Annotated in this window: 21 protein-coding genes; 9 read left to right on the top strand and 12 right to left on the bottom strand. The window is 68.1% G+C overall.

Annotation, left to right across the window (positions count from 1 at the left end; genetic code table 11):
- Window positions 1–5: 5 nt before the first annotated feature.
- The 3 genes from A5691_RS20315 to A5691_RS20325 form a co-directional block, all read right to left on the bottom strand.
- The gene (locus A5691_RS20315) at window positions 6–821 is read right to left on the bottom strand and encodes a class I SAM-dependent methyltransferase (RefSeq protein WP_068017563.1); all 816 of its coding nucleotides are present in this window, start codon (window positions 819–821) and stop codon (window positions 6–8) included.
- 78 nt (window positions 822–899) lie between these two features.
- Window positions 900–1,919 (bottom strand): NAD-dependent epimerase/dehydratase family protein, encoded by a 1,020-nt coding sequence (locus A5691_RS20320; RefSeq protein ID WP_068017568.1) that lies wholly within the window; start codon window positions 1,917–1,919, stop codon window positions 900–902.
- Window positions 1,916–2,422 carry a nuclear transport factor 2 family protein gene (locus tag A5691_RS20325; RefSeq protein WP_067755302.1) on the bottom strand — a complete coding sequence of 169 codons (507 nt, stop codon included), beginning with the start codon at window positions 2,420–2,422 and terminating at the stop codon, window positions 1,916–1,918. Before A5691_RS20325 ends, A5691_RS20320 begins: the two co-directional genes overlap by 4 nt.
- Window positions 2,423–2,512: 90 nt before the next feature.
- Here A5691_RS20325 and msrA point away from each other — a divergent pair, with 90 nt between their 5' ends.
- Window positions 2,513–3,025 carry a peptide-methionine (S)-S-oxide reductase MsrA gene (gene msrA, locus A5691_RS20330; RefSeq protein ID WP_067755305.1) on the top strand — a complete coding sequence of 171 codons (513 nt, stop codon included), beginning with the start codon at window positions 2,513–2,515 and terminating at the stop codon, window positions 3,023–3,025.
- 9 nt (window positions 3,026–3,034) lie between these two features.
- On the opposite strand, the gene A5691_RS20335 is transcribed toward msrA, so the two are convergent.
- Window positions 3,035–4,351, bottom strand: a complete 1,317-nt coding sequence (locus tag A5691_RS20335; protein ID WP_067780844.1) for a cytochrome P450 — start codon at window positions 4,349–4,351, stop codon at window positions 3,035–3,037.
- Window positions 4,352–4,482: 131 nt separating this feature from the next.
- Here A5691_RS20335 and A5691_RS20340 point away from each other — a divergent pair, with 131 nt between their 5' ends.
- The 3 genes from A5691_RS20340 to A5691_RS20350 are packed head-to-tail and all read left to right on the top strand — an operon-like array spanning window position 4,483 to window position 6,393.
- The gene (locus tag A5691_RS20340; protein WP_067755311.1) at window positions 4,483–5,094 is read left to right on the top strand and encodes a TetR/AcrR family transcriptional regulator; all 612 of its coding nucleotides are present in this window, start codon (window positions 4,483–4,485) and stop codon (window positions 5,092–5,094) included.
- A gap of 39 nt (window positions 5,095–5,133) precedes the next feature.
- Complete coding sequence (locus A5691_RS20345; protein ID WP_067755312.1) at window positions 5,134–5,346, top strand: molybdopterin-binding protein; 213 nt, start codon at window positions 5,134–5,136, stop codon at window positions 5,344–5,346.
- Window positions 5,347–5,349: 3 nt separating this feature from the next.
- On the top strand, window positions 5,350–6,393 hold the full coding sequence (locus A5691_RS20350) for a zinc-binding dehydrogenase (RefSeq protein ID WP_068017571.1): 1,044 nt from the start codon (window positions 5,350–5,352) through the stop codon (window positions 6,391–6,393).
- A gap of 3 nt (window positions 6,394–6,396) precedes the next feature.
- On the opposite strand, the gene A5691_RS20355 is transcribed toward A5691_RS20350, so the two are convergent.
- Both A5691_RS20355 and A5691_RS20360 read right to left on the bottom strand, forming a co-directional pair.
- Entirely contained in the window at window positions 6,397–7,287 is an 891-nt protein-coding gene (locus A5691_RS20355; RefSeq protein WP_067780847.1) for an alpha/beta fold hydrolase, read from the bottom strand.
- A 29-nt stretch (window positions 7,288–7,316) separates the two neighbouring features.
- Window positions 7,317–8,552: a sulfotransferase gene (locus A5691_RS20360; protein ID WP_067780850.1), complete on the bottom strand. Its 1,236-nt coding sequence runs from the start codon at window positions 8,550–8,552 to the stop codon at window positions 7,317–7,319.
- Window positions 8,553–8,580: 28 nt separating this feature from the next.
- Between A5691_RS20360 and A5691_RS20365 the strand changes: the two genes are divergently transcribed.
- Together A5691_RS20365 and A5691_RS20370 are read left to right on the top strand one after the other, a co-directional pair.
- Complete coding sequence (locus tag A5691_RS20365) at window positions 8,581–9,156, top strand: TetR/AcrR family transcriptional regulator (protein WP_067755328.1); 576 nt, start codon at window positions 8,581–8,583, stop codon at window positions 9,154–9,156.
- Window positions 9,153–10,265, top strand: coding sequence for a DUF1214 domain-containing protein (locus A5691_RS20370; protein ID WP_068017574.1), 1,113 nt, complete (start codon window positions 9,153–9,155; stop codon window positions 10,263–10,265). The genes A5691_RS20365 and A5691_RS20370 overlap by 4 nt, the downstream gene beginning before the upstream one ends.
- 74 nt (window positions 10,266–10,339) lie before the next feature.
- Here the strand turns inward: A5691_RS20370 and A5691_RS20375 are convergent, their stop codons facing one another.
- From A5691_RS20375 to A5691_RS20390, 4 genes are read right to left on the bottom strand one after another with little or no spacing between them, the layout of a single operon-like run.
- Complete coding sequence (locus tag A5691_RS20375) at window positions 10,340–11,383, bottom strand: LLM class flavin-dependent oxidoreductase (protein WP_068017577.1); 1,044 nt, start codon at window positions 11,381–11,383, stop codon at window positions 10,340–10,342.
- Window positions 11,383–11,907, bottom strand: a complete 525-nt coding sequence (locus A5691_RS20380; RefSeq protein WP_197694427.1) for an SRPBCC family protein — start codon at window positions 11,905–11,907, stop codon at window positions 11,383–11,385. The genes A5691_RS20375 and A5691_RS20380 overlap by 1 nt, the downstream gene beginning before the upstream one ends.
- 50 nt (window positions 11,908–11,957) lie before the next feature.
- A complete protein-coding gene (locus A5691_RS20385) occupies window positions 11,958–13,064 on the bottom strand; it encodes an acyl-CoA desaturase (protein WP_068017580.1) in 1,107 nt (368 codons plus the stop codon).
- Between the two features lie 28 nt (window positions 13,065–13,092).
- Window positions 13,093–14,181 carry a ferredoxin reductase gene (locus A5691_RS20390; RefSeq protein ID WP_068017583.1) on the bottom strand — a complete coding sequence of 363 codons (1,089 nt, stop codon included), beginning with the start codon at window positions 14,179–14,181 and terminating at the stop codon, window positions 13,093–13,095.
- A gap of 97 nt (window positions 14,182–14,278) precedes the next feature.
- On the opposite strand from A5691_RS20390, the gene A5691_RS20395 reads away from it, so the two are divergent.
- Window positions 14,279–14,926, top strand: a complete 648-nt coding sequence (locus A5691_RS20395) for a TetR family transcriptional regulator (RefSeq protein WP_197499038.1) — start codon at window positions 14,279–14,281, stop codon at window positions 14,924–14,926.
- 49 nt (window positions 14,927–14,975) lie between these two features.
- Here A5691_RS20395 and A5691_RS20400 read toward each other — a convergent pair whose 3' ends face one another.
- Window positions 14,976–15,368, bottom strand: a complete 393-nt coding sequence (locus A5691_RS20400; RefSeq protein WP_067781619.1) for a hypothetical protein — start codon at window positions 15,366–15,368, stop codon at window positions 14,976–14,978.
- Between the two features lie 37 nt (window positions 15,369–15,405).
- On the bottom strand, window positions 15,406–16,011 hold the full coding sequence (locus tag A5691_RS20405) for a GNAT family N-acetyltransferase (protein WP_068017586.1): 606 nt from the start codon (window positions 16,009–16,011) through the stop codon (window positions 15,406–15,408).
- A 66-nt stretch (window positions 16,012–16,077) separates the two neighbouring features.
- Here A5691_RS20405 and A5691_RS20410 point away from each other — a divergent pair, with 66 nt between their 5' ends.
- Together A5691_RS20410 and A5691_RS20415 are read left to right on the top strand one after the other, a co-directional pair.
- Window positions 16,078–17,175, top strand: coding sequence for a F420-dependent hydroxymycolic acid dehydrogenase (locus A5691_RS20410; protein WP_068017589.1), 1,098 nt, complete (start codon window positions 16,078–16,080; stop codon window positions 17,173–17,175).
- 164 nt (window positions 17,176–17,339) lie between these two features.
- Window positions 17,340–17,788 (top strand): hemerythrin domain-containing protein (locus tag A5691_RS20415; protein ID WP_068266768.1); only part of this gene is annotated, 449 nt, incomplete at its 3' end.

Genomic DNA, 17,788 nt, shown 5'->3' on the forward strand with positions numbered 1-17,788 from the left:
CCCGATCAGGGCGGCCCGAACGCGTAGCGGTGGTATTGCGCCATGTTGGCGACGGCCTCAACCAGCGACATGACCTTTCCCAGCGCCCGTGTGGAGCGCGGGAGTTGCGCGAATGTGTACGACTCGAACCACCGCTCCCAGGCCAGGAGCCGTACACCCGGCACCGCGTCGACGATGTCGTCAGGCCCGTTGATCGCCCACGACAGCGTGGATCCCGAACGGCGCACGACGGTGTTGAGCCACTGCGACTTGATCCCGAGCGAGTTGAAGGCGTCGAACTGCAGCTCACCCGAGCCGAAGTGATCGACCACGCGGCGCAGCAGTGCGGTGCCGTCCTGCTCGGTGAGGTACATGGTCAGCCCCTCGCCGATCATCAGCGCGGGACGGTCCGCGGGAATGTCCCGGAGCCAGGCCGGGTCGGTGACGGAGGCGGCGATGACCCGATAGTGGTCGCGCGCGGGGTAGAGCTGCGCGCGCAGCGCGGCGACTTCGGGGTAGTCGACGTCGTACCACTCGACGCCCGGGCCCGGCTGCACCCGCAGACACCGGCTGTCCAGTCCGCAGCCCAAGTGCAGCACGACGGCTCGTGGGTGCGCCGCAAGAAATTGGCGGACCCAGGCATCGAAGTGCGCGGACCGGGTGGTGACCGACGGTGCCCTGCGCGCCGTGATGGTGGTCTTTTTCCAGTCGTAGTCGATGCGTCGGACGATCTCCTTGGCATACTCGTCGCCGAGGATCGGTGTCTCGAAGTCGGCGTCCAGCGTCTTGGCGTACAACGTCGCCAGCATCGTCTGGGGCGCCCCGCTGAGGTCAACGCTCACCCTTTCGGCAGTCACGCCGCCCGAGGCTAGCCGCGCCGCGACCGCGCCAGCCGTGTTGAACGCGCGGCGGCGCGGCGTTCAGCCCGGAGTCGCGCTCTTGCCGCTGGCGACCTTCAGCTCCGACCAGAACCGCGCCGCCTCACGGATCGATTCCTCGACCGGCCGCGGCTGCCAGCCCAATTCCCGCTTCGCCTTGCTGCTGTCCACGTCGGCTTCGGCGCGCATCATCCGCACCGAGGCCAGGCTGAGCTCGGCGTCCTTCCCGGTGAGTCGGGCCTTGAGCGTGCCGGCCGCCGCCAGGGCGTAGAGCATCGGGACGGAAATCGAGCGTTGCGGCGGTGGAACGCCGGCCTCGTCGGCCGCGATGCGGACGACGTCGTTCAAAGCGATCATCCGCTCAGAGACGAGGTATCGCTCGCCGATGCGCCCGCGCTCGGCCGCCAGGATCATGGCCCGCGCCGCGTCGTCGACGCCGACGACTTCCAGCGCAATGCCGTTCATCAGGAACGGCAGCTTGCCGAAGACCGCGCCGGCGATGAAGGCGCCGTGCGGAGTGCCGCCCCAGTCCCCGCTGCCGTAGGTCGTCGACACGCACATCGCGATGGCGGGCAGGCCGGCCTCGGCCACATACCGCAGCACCAGATTCTCGGCTTCCAAACGCGATTGGACGTAGGGGGTCAGGCGGCGGGACCGGATCACGTCGTCCTCGGTCGCCACGTGGCCATGCCGCCGGCCCACCGTCGTATAGGTGCTCGTGAAGATGAACCTGCGCAGGTCCGGTTGGTTGACGGCGACGTCGAGAACGTTGCGCAGGCCTTCGACATTGGTGCGGAACAGCGGCGTCGGGTCGCGCAGCCATGCGCGGGTGTCGACGACGCAGTAATAGACGTCGTCCACACCGTCCATCGCCTCCCGCAGCGTGGCGTCGTCGAACACGTCCCCGTGGAAGCGGGTCAGCTCGAGGTCGTCGATCGAGCGGGTGTTGGCGTTCGGGCGCACCATCGCCCGCACCGGGAACCCGTCGGCCACGAGCTGGCGGGTGACATGCGAACCCAGGAAGCCGTTGGCGCCGATGACGAGCTTGGGCTTGGTGCTCACTGGGCTCCTCCGTTCTCGTGCATCCACCGCGCCGCGTCCTCGTCGAGCGTGCCCAGCGCCTGGGCCTTACGGCACCACTTCATCCCGGCCCGCAGGAAGCGCAGCGGGTTATAGATGTCTTCCTGGCGGCGCCACAACCCGTCCCCCGCGTACGTGACGATCGAGATGTTGGTCGCGCTGATGACGCTCCCATCCCCCGGGTCGCGCATCGGGTTGTCCAGTTCGCAGATGATCCGCCCGGTGGGCTCGTCGATGACGGACCACAACGACGGGAACGCCACCATGTGGCTGCCGGGATACGTGGTCATCGTCCGCTTGATCCACTGGCGGACCTCGTCGCGTCCGTGCATCGTGCCGGCCGCGTGCTCGACGTACTCGACGTCGGGGGTGTACTGCTCGACCCAGGCGTCCCAGTCGTGGGTTTCGGCGGCCCGGGCCACCGTCTGCTCGAACTTCTCGAAGGCGGCGGCTAGTTCGCCGCGGGAAAACGTAGGAGTCGTCATGCTGCGGCACTTCCCGAAATCGTCGCGACGTTGCGGCTCATCGGCGGAGTGTAGCCTGGGCGGCATCGTGGCCGGTTAGGAGGACGAGCAATGGCAACCGAAAAAGCGGTACTCGCCGGCGGCTGTTTCTGGGGGATGCAGGAACTCATCCGCAAACAGCCGGGCGTGGTTTCGACGCGGGTCGGATACACCGGCGGCGACGTCCCCAATGCGACCTACCGCAACCACGGCACGCACGCCGAGGCCATCGAGATCGTCTACGACCCGGCGGTCACCGACTACCGCACCATGCTCGAGTTCTTCTTCCAGATCCACGATCCGACGACGAAGAACCGCCAGGGCAACGACCGTGGACTCAGTTATCGGTCCGCCATCTTCTACCTCGACGAGGAGCAGAAGCGCATCGCGCTGGACACCATCGCCGACGTCGACGCGTCGGGGTTGTGGCCCGGCAAGGTCGTGACCGAAGTCAGCCCGGCCGGCGATTTCTGGGAGGCCGAGCCCGAGCACCAGGACTACCTGCAGCACTACCCGAACGGGTACACCTGCCACTACATCCGCCCGGGCTGGAAACTGCCGCGCCGGGCCACGGCCGACCAGTAGGTGCCCGGCTCAGCGCCGGCGCACCACGATCCGGCCGCCGTCCTTGGGCGTGTAGGCGACGCCGCGGCCGTGCCACCGCTCTCCGGGTGCGGTCGTGGTCTCGATGGTGAAGTGCCGCAACACCGTTCGCAGCACGACGTCCATCTCCATGTTGGCGAACGCCGCCCCCACGCACCGGCGGGTGCCACCGCCGAACGGGATCCACGCGAAGGCCGACGGCTTGGTCCCGATGTAGCGTTGCGGATCGAAGCGCTCCGGATTCGGGAAGACTTCGGGGTTTTCGTGAATCTGCGCGATGCTCACCAGGATTGACTTGCCGCGGGGGATGACCCACTCCCCGAGCTGGTACCGCGGGGGGTAGACGCGCCGGGCGGCGAAATCGATCACCGTCCGGGCCCGCTGGACTTCGAGGATGGTCGCCTGACGTAACTCCTGGCCGTCGGTGTCGGCCTCGTCGACCAGGGCGGCCAGCACGTCCGGATGCCGGGTCAGCCGCTCGAACGCCCAGCCCAGCGTGGAGGCCGTCGTTTCATGACCGGCGGCCAGCAGCGTGAGCAGTTCGTCGCCAATGTCCTTGCGCGACATGACCGAACCGTCGTCGTAGGTGCTGCGTAACATCAGGGCGAGCACGTCGCTGCGCTCGTCGAAGTTGGGATCTGCCCGCTCGGCTTCGATCAGCCTGTCGATGACGGCGTCGTACCGGCGGCGCCACTCGTCCAGGCGCCCCCATGGGGTGAAGCGCCCGTAGCTGCGCCGCGGTTTGGGCATCGTCGCCATCCGCGAGCCCAGCGTGACCCACGGCGGGATGAGGCGGCGCAGCTCGTCGAGCTCGGCGCCTTCGGCCCCGAAAACCGCGCGTAGGATCGCGTTGAGCGTGATGCGCATCATCGACGGCAGAGTCGCGAACGCCTCACCCTCCGGCCAGCCCGCGGTCTCCCGCAGGGTCTCTTCTTCGATGATCGACTCGTACTTCTTCATGCTCTTGCCGTGGAACGGCGGCGCCAACAACCGGCGGCGACGGCGATGGTCCTCCCCGTCGAGCGCGAACACGGAGCCGGAGCCGAACAGCCGACTCAGGTTGGGCTGGATGTTGCCGAGCTCGTCGGGGCTGGTGGTGAAGATCTGCTTGGCCAGTTGCGGGTCGGCCACCACCACGACCTCGCCGTACATGGGCAGGTTCAGCGCGAAGACGTCGCCGTACCGACGGGCCAGGCGCTGAATCATCCCGCGCCGTGAGATCGCAAAACCCAGACCCTGCAACAGCTTTGGCAGGCGAGCCGCCGGGGGCAACCGGACGGCCGCGGGGGCGGTGACGACTTCACTCATGGCGGGCTGCTCCCCATCATCTCCCCCGGACGCCGGGGTGGTACCGCGGTGTACCAAAACCTTTCCCGATACGGTACTCTGTGGTACCAACCGATGACAAGAGGGTGCCGCACCGATGGAAGGGGCCGCCCGTGAGCCCAGCGGCGACAGCGACGGCTGACGAAGCGGTCCTTGGCGACCCGTTTCGGCTGAGGTTGCTCGACGGCCTCGCCGCCTCCATCGCCGAGCGCGGTTACCGCGCCAGCACGGTCGCCGACGTCGTTCGTCACGCCCGCACGTCCAAGCGCACCTTCTACGACCAGTTCGCAAGCAAAGACGAGTGCTTCCTCGAGCTCTTGGGCACCGACATCGAAAGGCTCGGTGAGTGCATCGCTGCGGCCGTCGATCCCGAGGCCGACTGGCATCAGCAGATACGCCAGGCGGTCGAGGCGTACGTCGGCTACATCGAGTCCCGGCCGGCGATCACGCTCAGCTGGATTCGGGAACTGCCCTCGCTCGGCGCCGCCGCCCGCCCGGTACAGCGCCGCGGGCTGCAACTGCTGTCAAGTTTGCTGATCGACCTCAGCGCCAGCCCCGGCTTCCAGCGAGCCGAGCTGCCTCCGCTGACCGCCCCGTTGGCGGTCATCCTGCTCGGCGGTCTGCGCGAACTGACCGCGCTCGCCGTCGAAGACGGAAAACCGGTGCGGGGCATCGTGGAGCCGGCCGTCGACGCCTCCATCGCCCTGCTCGGCCCGCGACAGTAGGGTCGAGCACAGAACCTCAACCGAACAAAGGACCTTGCGATGCGGCTGTCGACCCGGAACCAACTCAAAGGGACCATCACCGAGGTCGACCTCGGCAGCGTGATGGCGATCGTGAAGGTCAAGCTCGACGGCGGTGAGCAGATCGTCACGTCCTCCGTCACCAAGGACGCCGCGATCGATCTCGGGCTCGAGGCCGGGCAGCCGGCGACCGTATTCATCAAGTCCACGGAAGTCACCATCGGGGTCGACTAGCCCATGGCGCCGACGATGCGCGCCGAGCGCTTCTACGCAGACACCAGAACCGTTGCGCTCGAAGACGTTCCGATTCCCGAGCCGGGCCCCGGCGAAGTTCTGGTCAAGGTCGCCTTCTGCGGCATCTGCCACTCGGACCTGAGCCTGATCAACGGCACTTTCCCGGCGCAGCAGCCCGTGGTGACCCAGGGCCACGAGGCGTCGGGCACCGTCGCGAAACTGGGGCCGGAGGTGACCGGCTGGGACGAGGGCGACCGGGTGGTGGTCCCCGCCGGCCGGCCGTGCCGACGCTGCGCGAACTGCCGCCGCGGCGATGGGGTCAATTGCCTGCGAATCCAATTGATGGCGTTCGCCTACGACGGGGCGTGGGCCGAATACACCGTGGCGCAAGCGACGGGGCTGACGCGGGTGCCCGACAACGTTCCGCTGGAGCAGGCGGCGATCCTGGCCGACGCGGTGTCCACGCCGTTCGGGGCCGTCGTCCGGACGGGGAAAGTCGCGGTCGGTGAATCGGTCGGCGTGTGGGGCGTGGGCGGGGTCGGCACCCACATCGTCCAGCTCGCGCGGCTGGTCGGCGCCGCACCCATCATCGCCGTCGACATCAACCCCGCAGTGCTGGAGCGGGCGTTGACCCTCGGCGCGGACTACGCGTTCGACCCCCGCGACGACGGGCTGAGGGACAACGTCGCGGAAGTCACCGGCGGGCGGTTGCTCGATGTGGCCTTCGACGCCGTCGGGCGGAAGGTGACGTTCGAGCAGGGGCTCGACTGCCTCACACCCGGTGGCCGGCTGGTGGGTGTCGGGATGAGCGCCGAGGCGCCGACCGTCGGGCCCACCTCCCTGTTCGGGTTGACCCATAAGCAGGTGCTCGGGCACTTGGGATATCAGAACGTGGACATCGAGACGCTGGCGAAGTTGGTTTCGGCTGGGCGCCTTGACGTTTCGAGGTCAATCAGCGAGATCGTCGCGCTGGAGGACGTGACGGAGGGCATCGAGAAGCTCGAGCGCCAGGACGGCAACCCCATCCGGATCCTGGTGCAGCCCTGACGCCTATCCTTCGCCGCGCAGGAAGGTCCGAACCCGGTCGAGCACCAGCTCCGGGCGCTGGTCGATGATCCAGTGTCCGACCCCGTCGACCAGCTCCACTTTGAAATCGCTGATGTGGTCGGCATACCCGTCGGTGAGGTCGGGAGTGATCACCGGGTCTTGGGTGCCGGTGAGCCAGCGGACCGGCACCTCGACGCGCGCGTCGTCGAACTCGCCGCGCATCCAGCGCAGCATCTCCCCGGTCTGGAAGCTGCGATACCAGCGCGAGCCCGCCTCCGCGTGGCCGGGCTGGCGCATGCACTCGGCGTAGATGCGCAGGTCGTCCTCGGGCAGTGCGTAGCCGCCACCCACCCACGAGCCGAGCACGCGGCTCGCCCTCGAGTTGAGATTGCCGATCATCCGCGGCCCGACGACCGGAAGCGAAATCGGGATCTGATACCAGAGCCGCCAAAAGTTCCGCGCCGCACGCAGATCGCGCTTCACCCACGGCGCCACCGTGTTGACTCCGAAGAACCCGCTCACCTTCTCCGGGTGGCGCAGCATCATGATGAACGCGGCCGGTCCGCCCCAGTCATGCGCGACGAGCTTGACCGTCGCCACACCGAGGCGATCCAGGACGGCCGCCAGGTCGTCGGCCATCTCGGTCTTGGTGTAGCTCGTGCGGGGCGCCGAGCTCCAGCCGGCGCCGCGCAGGTCGGGGCACAGCACGCGATAGCCGTCGGCGGCCAGCGGGCCGATCAGGTTGTGCCATTCCCACCAGTTCTGCGGGAAACCGTGCACCAACATCACCGCCGGCCCTTCGGCGGGGCCCGCATCCGCGACGTGGATCGTCACGCCGCCTCCGAGCTCCACATACCTATGTTCGACACCGTCCAGCGCGGGCATATTGACCATGAATGGAGAACGTAGCCGCCTGCCGCGGGTTAGGCCAGAAACCGCTCGACATAAGGCGCGAACCGGTCGCGCAGGTCGGCCTCGTCCAACCCGAACATCGCGCAGGACGTCGCAACGTTCCCCAGCCGACCGCGCCGATGGCCCGCCAGGTACTCGTCGATCGCCGACTTGGCGTCGTCGCCGAACGGCTCGCCGGCCAGCGCGTACACCCGTTGGGCGACGCCGATTTCGTCGGCCATGAAGTCGTCGAACCGGACGTCGATCGACCGATCCGGGCCAATCGTGTCGCGATCGCGGACGAGCGCGGTCAGCATGTCGTCCAAGCGGTCGATCCACGACGCCGCGATCTCCTCCACCGGGACCGGCGAGCGGTGCATGCGCGCGGAGTAGGTGATCATCGCGATCATCGACAGCGCCACCGGCACCGGGTCGCGGTGGGTGAAAACGACGATGCTGCCGGGGAAGACGCGATCGAGCACCGGCACCTGCTCGAGATGCTGGGGCGACTTGAGCAGCCAGCGCCGCCCGCCGCGCAAGAACTGCATGGCCTTGAGTTGCCGGGCGAGGTATTCGTAGTGCGGCGTCTGGTCGTGGGTCTGGTAGTAGGCACGCCAGCGCGGCACGTGGGCCAGCGTCTCGAAGAGCATGGTCGAGAAGTCGTTGGCCAGCAGCTGGATCTCTTCGTGGACGTGCTCGGTGGTCATCTCGTGCATCAGCGGGAAATAGGGCATCACGGTGTTGATCACGCCGACCGCGACGTCCATCCGCGCGCGCCGCGGATCCGGCTCGATCCCGGCCTCGGCCGGCAGCGGGAACGGTTCGACGCTTTCCCAGTACGGCATGGTGCGGAACGTGGGCGGGGCCGCCAGCAGGTTGTGCAGATGGGTGGTGCCGGTGCGCGGCAGCCCCGCGATCACCACCGGCGGTCGCAGCTCGATGTCGTCGATCTCGGGATGCCGCCGCACCAGGTCGGTCAACAGCAGCCGGTTCTTGAGCAGCTGCAGCAGCTGCCCGAAGAAATTGACCGTGCCCGCGTCGTGGCGGCCGTCGATGTCACGCAGCGCGGCCAGATAGACGTCGAGCCGCTCCCGGTAGTCCGGCGGCCCGAAATCGTCCAGGCCGGTGTCGGCGGCGGCCCTGGCGTGCAGCGCGTCGGCGTCCAGTGGGCAGTCCGGCGCCAGCGAGGCCATCATGTCGAGGATTTGCCGGGCCTCGGGGCTGAAGCGGGGCTCGGCGAGGTCATCAAGGCGAACGGCGTCGGTCACGGCGACTTATGTTACTCTCGGTTTCGTAATGGTAGTGGATTTTGGCCGCCCCCGTGACCCACGCATTGACGGCGCAGTGCTGAGCGCGACCGTGGAGCTGCTCGCCGAGACCGGCTACAGCGGGCTGTTGGTCTCCGCGATCGCCGAACGCGCGGGCACCAGCAAGCCCGCTATCTACCGGCGCTGGCCGAGCAAAGCGCACCTGGTCCACGAGGCGGTGTTCCCCATCGGCGCCGCCACCGAGCTGCCCGATACCGGGTCCCTGCCCGACGACCTGCGCGAAATGGTCCGTCGTGCAATGCGTTTCCTGACCACCCCGGCCGCCAGAGCCGCCCTGCCCGGGCTGGTGGGTGAGATGGCCGCGGACCCGACCCTGCATTCGGCGCTGCTGGAGCGATTCGCCGGCGTCATCGGCGGCGGCCTCGCCGAGTTGTTGCGACGGGCGGCGCGCCGCGGCGAGGTCCGGCCCGAAGTGACCGCCACCGAACTCACGGATGCCATCGCCGGCATCACGCTGATGGGCTTGCTCACCCGCGTCACCGAACTCGACGACGGGTGGGTCGATCGCACAACCACGTTGCTCCTGAAGGGAATCCGCGCATGACGCACGAGACGACGACCGCGTGGCAGGAGCTGCTCGCCACCTTGGGCACCCTTGACCGCTCGTTCCTGGAGGGCGACCGCGCGGTGGTCGACGACCGGCACGTCGCCGACGGTTACCGCATGATCGCCAGCACGCTCGGTGTCGCCTTCGACACCTACCTTTTCACCGAACCCGGCCGGCCGCAGTTCGTCGCCGTGAACACCCCGTTTCGTCGCGACCGGCGCTGGGGCGGCGACAACACCGACGCCTACTACTACATCTGCCCGATCGATCCGCGGCGCCGCTACCGCATCAGCGGCAACAAGGGTGACAGCGCCTACTTTTCGGTCACGGCCTACAACGAGCCGTCACCGGGCGCGTGGTCGGACCGGGTGGTGGCAATCGTCCGCGACAGCGATCTCGATGTCCTCAATATGGACGCCGCCGGCAACTTCGCGTTCGAACTCGGCCCCACGCCCGACGCGGCCGTCCTGATGACGCGCGACTACCAGGCCGACCCGCTGACCGGCCGCCCCGTCACCTGGCGGATCGAGGCGCTCGACGAGCCGGACCCGATCCGGCACGGGGATGCCGAGACGGCCGCGCGGCTGAGGGCGATCGCGACCTGGCTGCGCACCATGTTCGCCATCGTGCCGCTGGCCGTCGGAACGCGCGTGCAGGACCAACACGCCCTCGGACATGAGACCGCGCACGCGGCAAATGCATTCGCCGATCCTTACCAGGTCCCCGACGCCAACTTCGGTTGGTCGGCGCGCGACGCCTGCTACTCCTACGGCAGCTTTGTGCTCGATGAGGACGAAGCGCTCGTCATCACGCACCGCCCGCCGTCGTGCAGGTTCTGGAACCTGGTCGTATGGAACCAGTTCATGGCCACGTTCGGCGCGGCCGACGCCCGTTGCTCGATAAACGGCCACGCCGCCGCGCTCAACAGCGACGGCACGGTGACCATCGTCCTGTCCCGCGGAATGACCGCCCACCCGAATTCGCTGACCACGCTGGACTATCCGCGCGGCAACCTCGCCTTCCGCTGGTTCCTGGCCGACGGGGTGCCGGAGCGTCCGGAGGTGCGACTCGTCAAGGCGACCGACGCGCCCACGGCCGTTCGCTGACGCCCCGGCCGCCGAGCGTGTGGCCCGGGTACGAAAACCGTCGTTGATTTGTCCATATCCCCCACGGTCGGGGTTTAGCCGATCTCGCCGACCAGCTCGATGGCCCGGCCGAGCGTGCCAAGCTTCGCATCCAGCGTGTCGCCGGCCGGATACAGCCGCACGGTGTTCACGCCGGCGTCCCGCCACACGCTGAGCCGGGCGCGAACCATCTCCTCGGTGCCGATCAGCGTGGTGGCCAACACCATCTCGTCGGTGACCAGTGCGGCCGCGCCGTCGCGGTCGCCGCGCTGCCAGCGTTCGCGTACCTCGGCGGCGATCTCGGACCAGCCTTGGCGGCTGTAGGCCTGGTTGTAGTAGTTCGTGCTGGACGAGCCCATGCCGCCCAGGCTGAAGGCGAGCTCCTTTTTGCGGCCCGCGACCATGCCGCGCAACTCCTGCGCGTCGGCAGCGAAGGCGACTTCGGCGCCCTGGCAGATGTCGACGTCGGCGCGGGTGCGGCCGGCGGCGGCCAAGCCCTCGTCGAGGTGTGAGAAGTAGGCCTCGCCGGCACCCTCCGGGACGAAGCTGGTGCCCAGCCACCCGTCGGCGGTCCGACCCGTCAACCGCAGCATCGCCGGTGAGAGCGCGGCAAGGTAGATCGGGATCGGGTGCTCGGGCCGGGTCGACAACCGCATCGGCACCCCTTCGCCGCCGGGCAGCGGAATGTGGCATTGCTTGCCGGAGTAGGACACTTTGCCGCCGGCGAAGACCTGCCGCACGATGTCGACCGTTTCGGAGATGCGCGCCAGGGGCCGGCTGAAGGAGACGCCGTGCAGGCCCTCGATCACTTGCGGGCCGGATGCGCCGAGCCCGAGGAGGAATCGTCCGCCCGACAGGTTGGACAGCGTGATGGCGGTCTGCGCGACCATGACCGGCGAGCGGACGCCCACCTGCAGGACACCGGAGCCCAGTAGGACCCGCTCGGTCCGCGCCGCGAGATACCCGAGCGCCGAGGGCGCGTCGGAGCCCCAGGCCTCGGCGACCCAGCACACGTCGAGGCCCAGTCGTTCCGCTTCGACGACGAAAGCGGCGGTTTCGCCCGCGGCGCTGGACAACTCGACCGTCGTCGCGGTGCGCATCAGCGCACCCCGTGTTCGGCCAGCCTCTTGATCGCCGCGAGTGTCTTGCCGATCGCGGCCTCGAACTCGCGCATCCGCACGAACACGATTTTCTGCTCCTTGTCGGGCATCGACTCGATGGCCACCGACAACCCCGAACGGCCCGGCCCCATCTGCATCCAGTAGCTCAGCGCGGTGCCGCCGTCGCGGGGCGTCAGCCTGAACCGCCACATCGCCGCGGGATTGTCGGGTTCGCCTACGGCCCAGGAGAATTCACGCGGCTCGTCGCATGCGACGATCTGGGAGGTGGTGCTCCATTGCCCGAACGCGTCGTGCTGGTTGTGTCCGACGAAGCGCGCGCCCACGCACGGGGCGTCGGCACCCTCGGCCCACTCGACGGCTTGCAACTCGTTGCTCAGGGTCGGCATCAGCTTGATGTCGGAAACCAGGCTCCACACCCGGGCCGGATCCGCATCGATCCACGTCGATGCCTCCACCGTCGGTTTGTCCGCATAGCGTGCGCCGGTCCACTCCACGCAGCCCATTGTCCCCCGCGCGCAAGGCCCGGTTTGCGCGTGGGGGACGTGGGCGACCGTCAGGCGGCCACGGGCACCGGATCGGCCGAGCGGTCGCCGGTAACCTTGCGCACCACGGAGTCGGGGAACGCCAGCCGAACGATCTTGCGGACGACCGTCCCGAACTGCCTCAGCAGCGGGCCGCGGTTGTAGGGGATGCCGTAGCGCTCGCAGATCTCCTGCACCTCCGGCGCGATCTCGGCGTACCGGCGTGCCGGCATGTCCGGGAACAGGTGGTGCTCGATCTGGTGGGAGAGGTTGCCCGATAGCAGGTGAAAGAGCTTGCCGCCGGTCAGGTTTGCCGAACCGAGGACCTGGCGGAAGTACCACATGCCGCGCGACTCGTCCTTGGTCTCCTCGACGGTGAACTCCTGGGTGCCGTCGGGGAAATGGCCGCAGAAGATGATCATGTACGACCACACGTTGCGCATCAGGTTGGCCGACAGGTTGCCCGCGAAGACGAACGGCGCGAAGGGGCCGGCCAGCAGCGGGAAGGCCACGTAGTCCTTCAGCGTCTGCCGGCGAGTCTTCTTCCAGATCTCGCGCAGCACCTCGCGCTTGTCGGCGATTTCGATCTCACCCGCGCGGATGCGCTCGGTTTCCAGCTCGTGCAGCGCGACGCCGTACTGGAACAGCACCATAAGCAGGAAGGCGTAGAGCGGGTTGCCCAGGAAGTAGGGCTCCCAGCGCTGGTCTTCGCTCATCCGCAGGATGCCGTAGCCGATGTCGCGGTCCATCCCCACGATGTTGGTGTGGGTGTGGTGCATGTAGTTGTGCGAATGCCGCCACTGATCGGCCGGGCACGCGGTGTCCCACTCGAAGGACCGGCCGGAGATGGTCGGGTCACGCATCCAGTCGTATTGACCGTGCATGATGTTGTGGCCGATCTCCATGTTGTCCAGGATCTTGGACAAGCCGAGCATCGTGGTTCCCAGCAGCCAGGCGGGCGGCAGGAAGAGCAGCGCGCGCCCGCCGACCTCCAGCGCTCGCTGCGCTTTGATGACGCGGCGAATGTAGTCGGCGTCCTCGGCTCCCAGGCTGGCCATCACGCGCTCCCTGATGGCGTCCAGCTCGCGGCCGAATGCGTCGGCCTGTTCGGGGGTCAGGCTGATCTTGTTCTGTGTCATGGCTTTTCCTCTCGGAAATTTCTGGCGGCTAGAGCGATAGGTCGACATCGCCGACGGGGACGGACACGCAGATCTGCACGTCCTCGTCGGGTCCGGTGGACACGGCGCCGGTGATCAGGTTGCGCACCGTTCCGGCGGTCTTCCGTCGTGTGCAGGTGTGGCAGATGCCCATCCGGCAGCCGTTCTCGGGTGACAGGCCGGCGGATTCCGCCTGTTCCAGCAGCGAGCGTCCGTCGTCGACGACGTCAACCCCGCTGTCGGCGAAGGTGACCATGCCGCCCGACGGGCTGGCGGGCGCCTCGAACGACGGCGGCACGAAGCTTTCGGTGTAGACGTTGTCGCAGTGGTCCCGTACGTCGTCGACCAAAGGCGTTGGGCCGCAGACGAACACCGCGTCGGGTGACGCCATGGCGGCGTCCAGATGCGCGGCGCCGAACCGGCCTTCCAGATCGCCACCGCCGGATCGGGTGTAGCCGTGCAGCACGCGGACGCCGGGCAGGGTCGCCAGCTCGTCGCGGTAGCAGGCCTCGGCCGCGGTGCGTGCGTAGTGCACGAACGCGATCTCGCCCGGGTGATTCTCGGCGACCAGCGTGCGCAGCATCGCCATCACCGGAGTGATGCCGCTGCCACCGGAGACGAAGAGGATCCGGTTCGGTCGGTTTGCCGGCAACACGAAGTCGCCACCCACGCCCGTCAAGCCGACCACCATGCCGCGACGGCCTTGCTCGTACAGGTAGTTGGAGACCAGGCCGCCGTCGTGCCGGCCGATGGTCAGCTCGAGATTGGCGGCTCCTTCGACATTGGCCGGGGAGTAGCAGCGGGTGTGCCGGCGACCGTCGATCTCGACGGCGAGGTTGACGTACTGGCCGGCTTGGACCGTCCAGGCGGAGGTGAAGCTTTCGTTCGGGGCCAGCGTGAGGGTGACGCTGCGCGCGGTGGTGCGGCGCACGTCGATCACCTTGGCGCGGGCCTGGCCCAGCGTCCAGGTCGGGTCCACCAGCTCGGTGTAACGGTCGACACCGTGCGGCCCGGTGAGCAGATCGAGGAGGTCGGAACCCAACACCCGCTTCCGAAGAGTTCGGGCGAGGGCCCGACTCGAAGTAGTTTGAGTGAACATATGTACACCGTGCAGCCGCACCACCCGGTCAGTCAAGGGTTTACTGCAGGTCTGTGGTAGGGTTCACACAGTGAACAGCCGTACTCCTAGCTCACGGGTGCGCGGTTCTGGTCGCGAGCGCGTGCGCGAAAGCCGGTCGCGTGAGGAGCGCAAGGAGGCGACCCGGCGCGCCATCATCGCCGCGGCCCTCAAGCTGCTGCAGGACCGCAGCTTTTCCAGCCTCAGCCTGCGGGAGGTGACCCGCGAGGTCGGGATCGTGCCTGCGGCGTTCTACCGCCACTTCGAGTCGATGGAGGCACTGGGGCTGGTCCTGATCGACGAATCATTCCGCAGCCTGCGCGATACCCTGCGTGAAGCCCGCGCCGGGAAGCTCGACCCGAACCGAGTCATCGAGTCATCGGTGGAGATACTGGTCGCCAGCGTCGCGCAGCGGCGCGAACATTGGCGGTTCATCGCGCGCGAACGCAACAGCGGGCTGAGCGTCTTGCGCTACGCCATCCGGACCGAGATCCGGTTGATCACCTCCGAGCTGGCGACCGACCTGGCCCGCTTCCCGCGGCTGCACGAGTGGACCACCGAGGACCTCAACGTCCTGGCGACCCTGTTCGTCAACGCGATGATCGTCATCGCCGAGGCGATCGAGGACGCGCAGAGCGCCGAGGCGCTCGAAGACATCCGGCGGATCGCCGTCAAGCAACTGCGGATGATCGCGATCGGCATCGCCGGCTGGAAGAGCACCCCTTAGCGGGCGCCCAGCCGCCGCATGCGCAGTGAACAGTCGGACACTGGCCGCATCACTCCGTCGTCTGGGTGATGTCCGGCGCCGCGTTCTCGTCGACGACCTCATACAGCGACTCACCGTCCTCGGGCGCTCCGTCGATCTGGCCCCGATGAGCGCGTCCGGGCGGACCGTCGGTCGGCACGCCCGCGCCCGGCATGTCGGGCGAGACGTCGGGTTCCTCCTCGGCGAGCCGGGCGTCCAGGGATTCCCCCTCGCGCTCTTCCCGCGCCGTCATGCCGAAGCGGTTGGCCTCGCTCCAGTCCTCGGGAGGGTCGACCACGATGTCACCGTCGTCGTTGTGGAGTTCGTCGGAGTCGGTGCCTTCGCTCGCGTTCAGGGTGTCGCCGGGCCCGCCCTCCTCGGGGAAGTCCGCGGGGTCGACCTCGGCTTGCGGGTTTTCGCTCATGCGGGATCGGTTGCCCGCCGGGTAGGGGGGCTAAACGCTACCGCGGCGTGCGCCACATCGCCCACATGGTGGGACCACCGTCGGGCAACACCAACTCGCGGGTCACCGTGAAACCGAAACGTTCGTAGTACGGCACGTTTTCGGGCTTGCTCGATTCGAGATACGCCGGACAGTATTCGGCGTCGCAGCGGTCAAGCCGGGACCGCATCAGGGCCTGGCCGAAGCCTTGGCCGCGGACGGACGGGTCGCTCCCGATGGCGGCCAGATACCAGTGCGGCTCTTCGGGATGCGTGCGCTTCATCAATTCCTGCACGCCGCGGGCCCTCGTCGCGCGCATGCCGAAGACGCGCAGGAAAGTCGGGGTCATCGCCAGTTCGCCCAGGCGCGTCTCCCGCCAACGGTTGGGCGGATCCCAGAGTGCCGCCGCGCCGATGCCCGGGCCGTCGCAGGCCACCTCGACGCCGCCACAGCCCAGATGGTGGTGTCGCGTCATCGTGCCGAAGACCCGGTGCAAGTTCGCGGTGCGCGCCCTGTCGGCGGGCAGCAGCCAGGTCATCACCGGGTCGTCGTAGAAGGCACGCGCCAGGGTGCGCGACAGTTCGCGGACATCGGCCTTCCGCGCCGGGCGCGCCTGGGGGGTCACCCGAGTCAGGTTAGCGGTTACCCGCATCCGGGGTGTCATCGCAGAACCGGTGGGTACGTTGTTTCGATGACCGGCGTTTCGCGTCGCGCATTCGGGCGGGCGGCCGCCGGTGCGGGCATGCTCGGCGCCGCCGGGCTCGGTGCCGGCTGCGGGCGGCCGGGCACCGACCACGCCGCGCCCGGTTCCCCACCACCGCCCGCGGCCAGGCCGGTGGGTCTGGTGCTCTCGCACGAGCAGTTCCGCACCGAACAACTCGTGGCGCAGGCCCAGGCGGCCGAACAGGCCGGTTTTGCCCACGTCTGGGCCAGCGACCACATCCAGCCATGGCAGGACAACGAGGGCCATTCGATGTTCCCGTGGTTGACCCTGGCGCTGGTCGGCAATGCCACCAACCGCGTCTCGTTCGGTACCGGCGTGACCTGCCCCACCTACCGCTACCACCCGGCCGCGGTGGCCCAGGCCTTTGCCTCGCTGGCCATCCTGTATCCCGGACGGGTGTTCCTGGGAGTCGGGACCGGGGAACGGCTGAACGAACAGGCGAGCACCAACGCGTTCGGCAACTACACCGAGCGCCACGACCGGCTGGTTGAAGCGATCAGCCTGATCCGACAGTTGTGGAGCGGATCACGAATCTCGTTCGCCGGTCGGTACTTTCAGACCAACGCGTTGAAGCTTTACGACACGCCCGCCAGCCCCACGCCGATCTTCGTGGCGGCCAGCGGGCCCAAGAGTGCGACGATGGCCGGCCAATACGGCGACGGTTGGATCGGTCAGGCACGCGACGTCACGAATCCGGCGCTGCTGGCGGCGTTCGGCGCCGGCGCGCGCGCCGCAGGCCGCGACCCGGGCGGCATGGGCAAGCGGGCCGAGCTGTTCGCCGTCGTCGGCGACGCCGCAGAGGCCGCCGCCGCGGCAAATCTGTGGCGCTTCACCGCCGGCGCCGTCGACCAGCCGAATCCGGTCGAAATCCAGCGCGCCGCGCAGGCCAACCCCATCGACAAGGTGCTGGCGAACTGGACGGTCGGAACCGACGCGACACCCCACGTCAAGGCGGTGCAGGCGATCCTGGACGCGGGCGCCGTCCCGTTTTTGCACTTCCCGCAGGGCAATCCGCTGACGGCCATCGAGTTCTACCGCACCAACGTCTTGCCGAAGTTGCGCTAGTCCGACGTGGGACGGGCCTCGGGCTGAATGTAGACGGCGCGCACCGCGCGCAGCTCTCTCCCCCACCATCACTCGAAATTCGCCGCGGGCCAGCGCGTTTCAATGCCGTCGCCCCGGGTATCCGCAGGCCACTTCGAGTCATCAGCCCAACTGGAAGGCAAGGCATGGACGCAATCACTTTTCTTCGCCAGGACCACAAAAGCGTGCTCGGATTGTTCGAGACGCTCGACGGGGCGCCGTCGGGTTCGGGCGCCGAAGCGAGCGGCCTGGAGACCTTCGTGAACAATCTCATCATCGCGGAGTCCCAGCACGAAGCCATTGAGGAACAATTGTTTTGGCCGGCGGTGCGCGATGCGATCGGCGACGGAATCGTCGACAAGGCGATCGAGCAGGAGCAGGCCGGCAAGCAACTCTTGCAGCGGCTCGAGGACGGCAAGCCCGGCGAACCGGACTATCACGAAGCGCTGCAGGAGTTCGTCAAGGCCGGCCGCGAACACATCGCCTACGAGCAGGACGTGGTGTGGCCGCAGGTCGAGTTGGCGATCAGCCGCGAAGATCTGGAGAAGATCGGCGAAAAGCTGGAGCAGGCAAAGAAAATGGCCCCCACCCGCCC

The organism is Mycobacterium sp. E183, from assembly GCF_001667735.1.
Taxonomy (GTDB): domain Bacteria; phylum Actinomycetota; class Actinomycetes; order Mycobacteriales; family Mycobacteriaceae; genus Mycobacterium.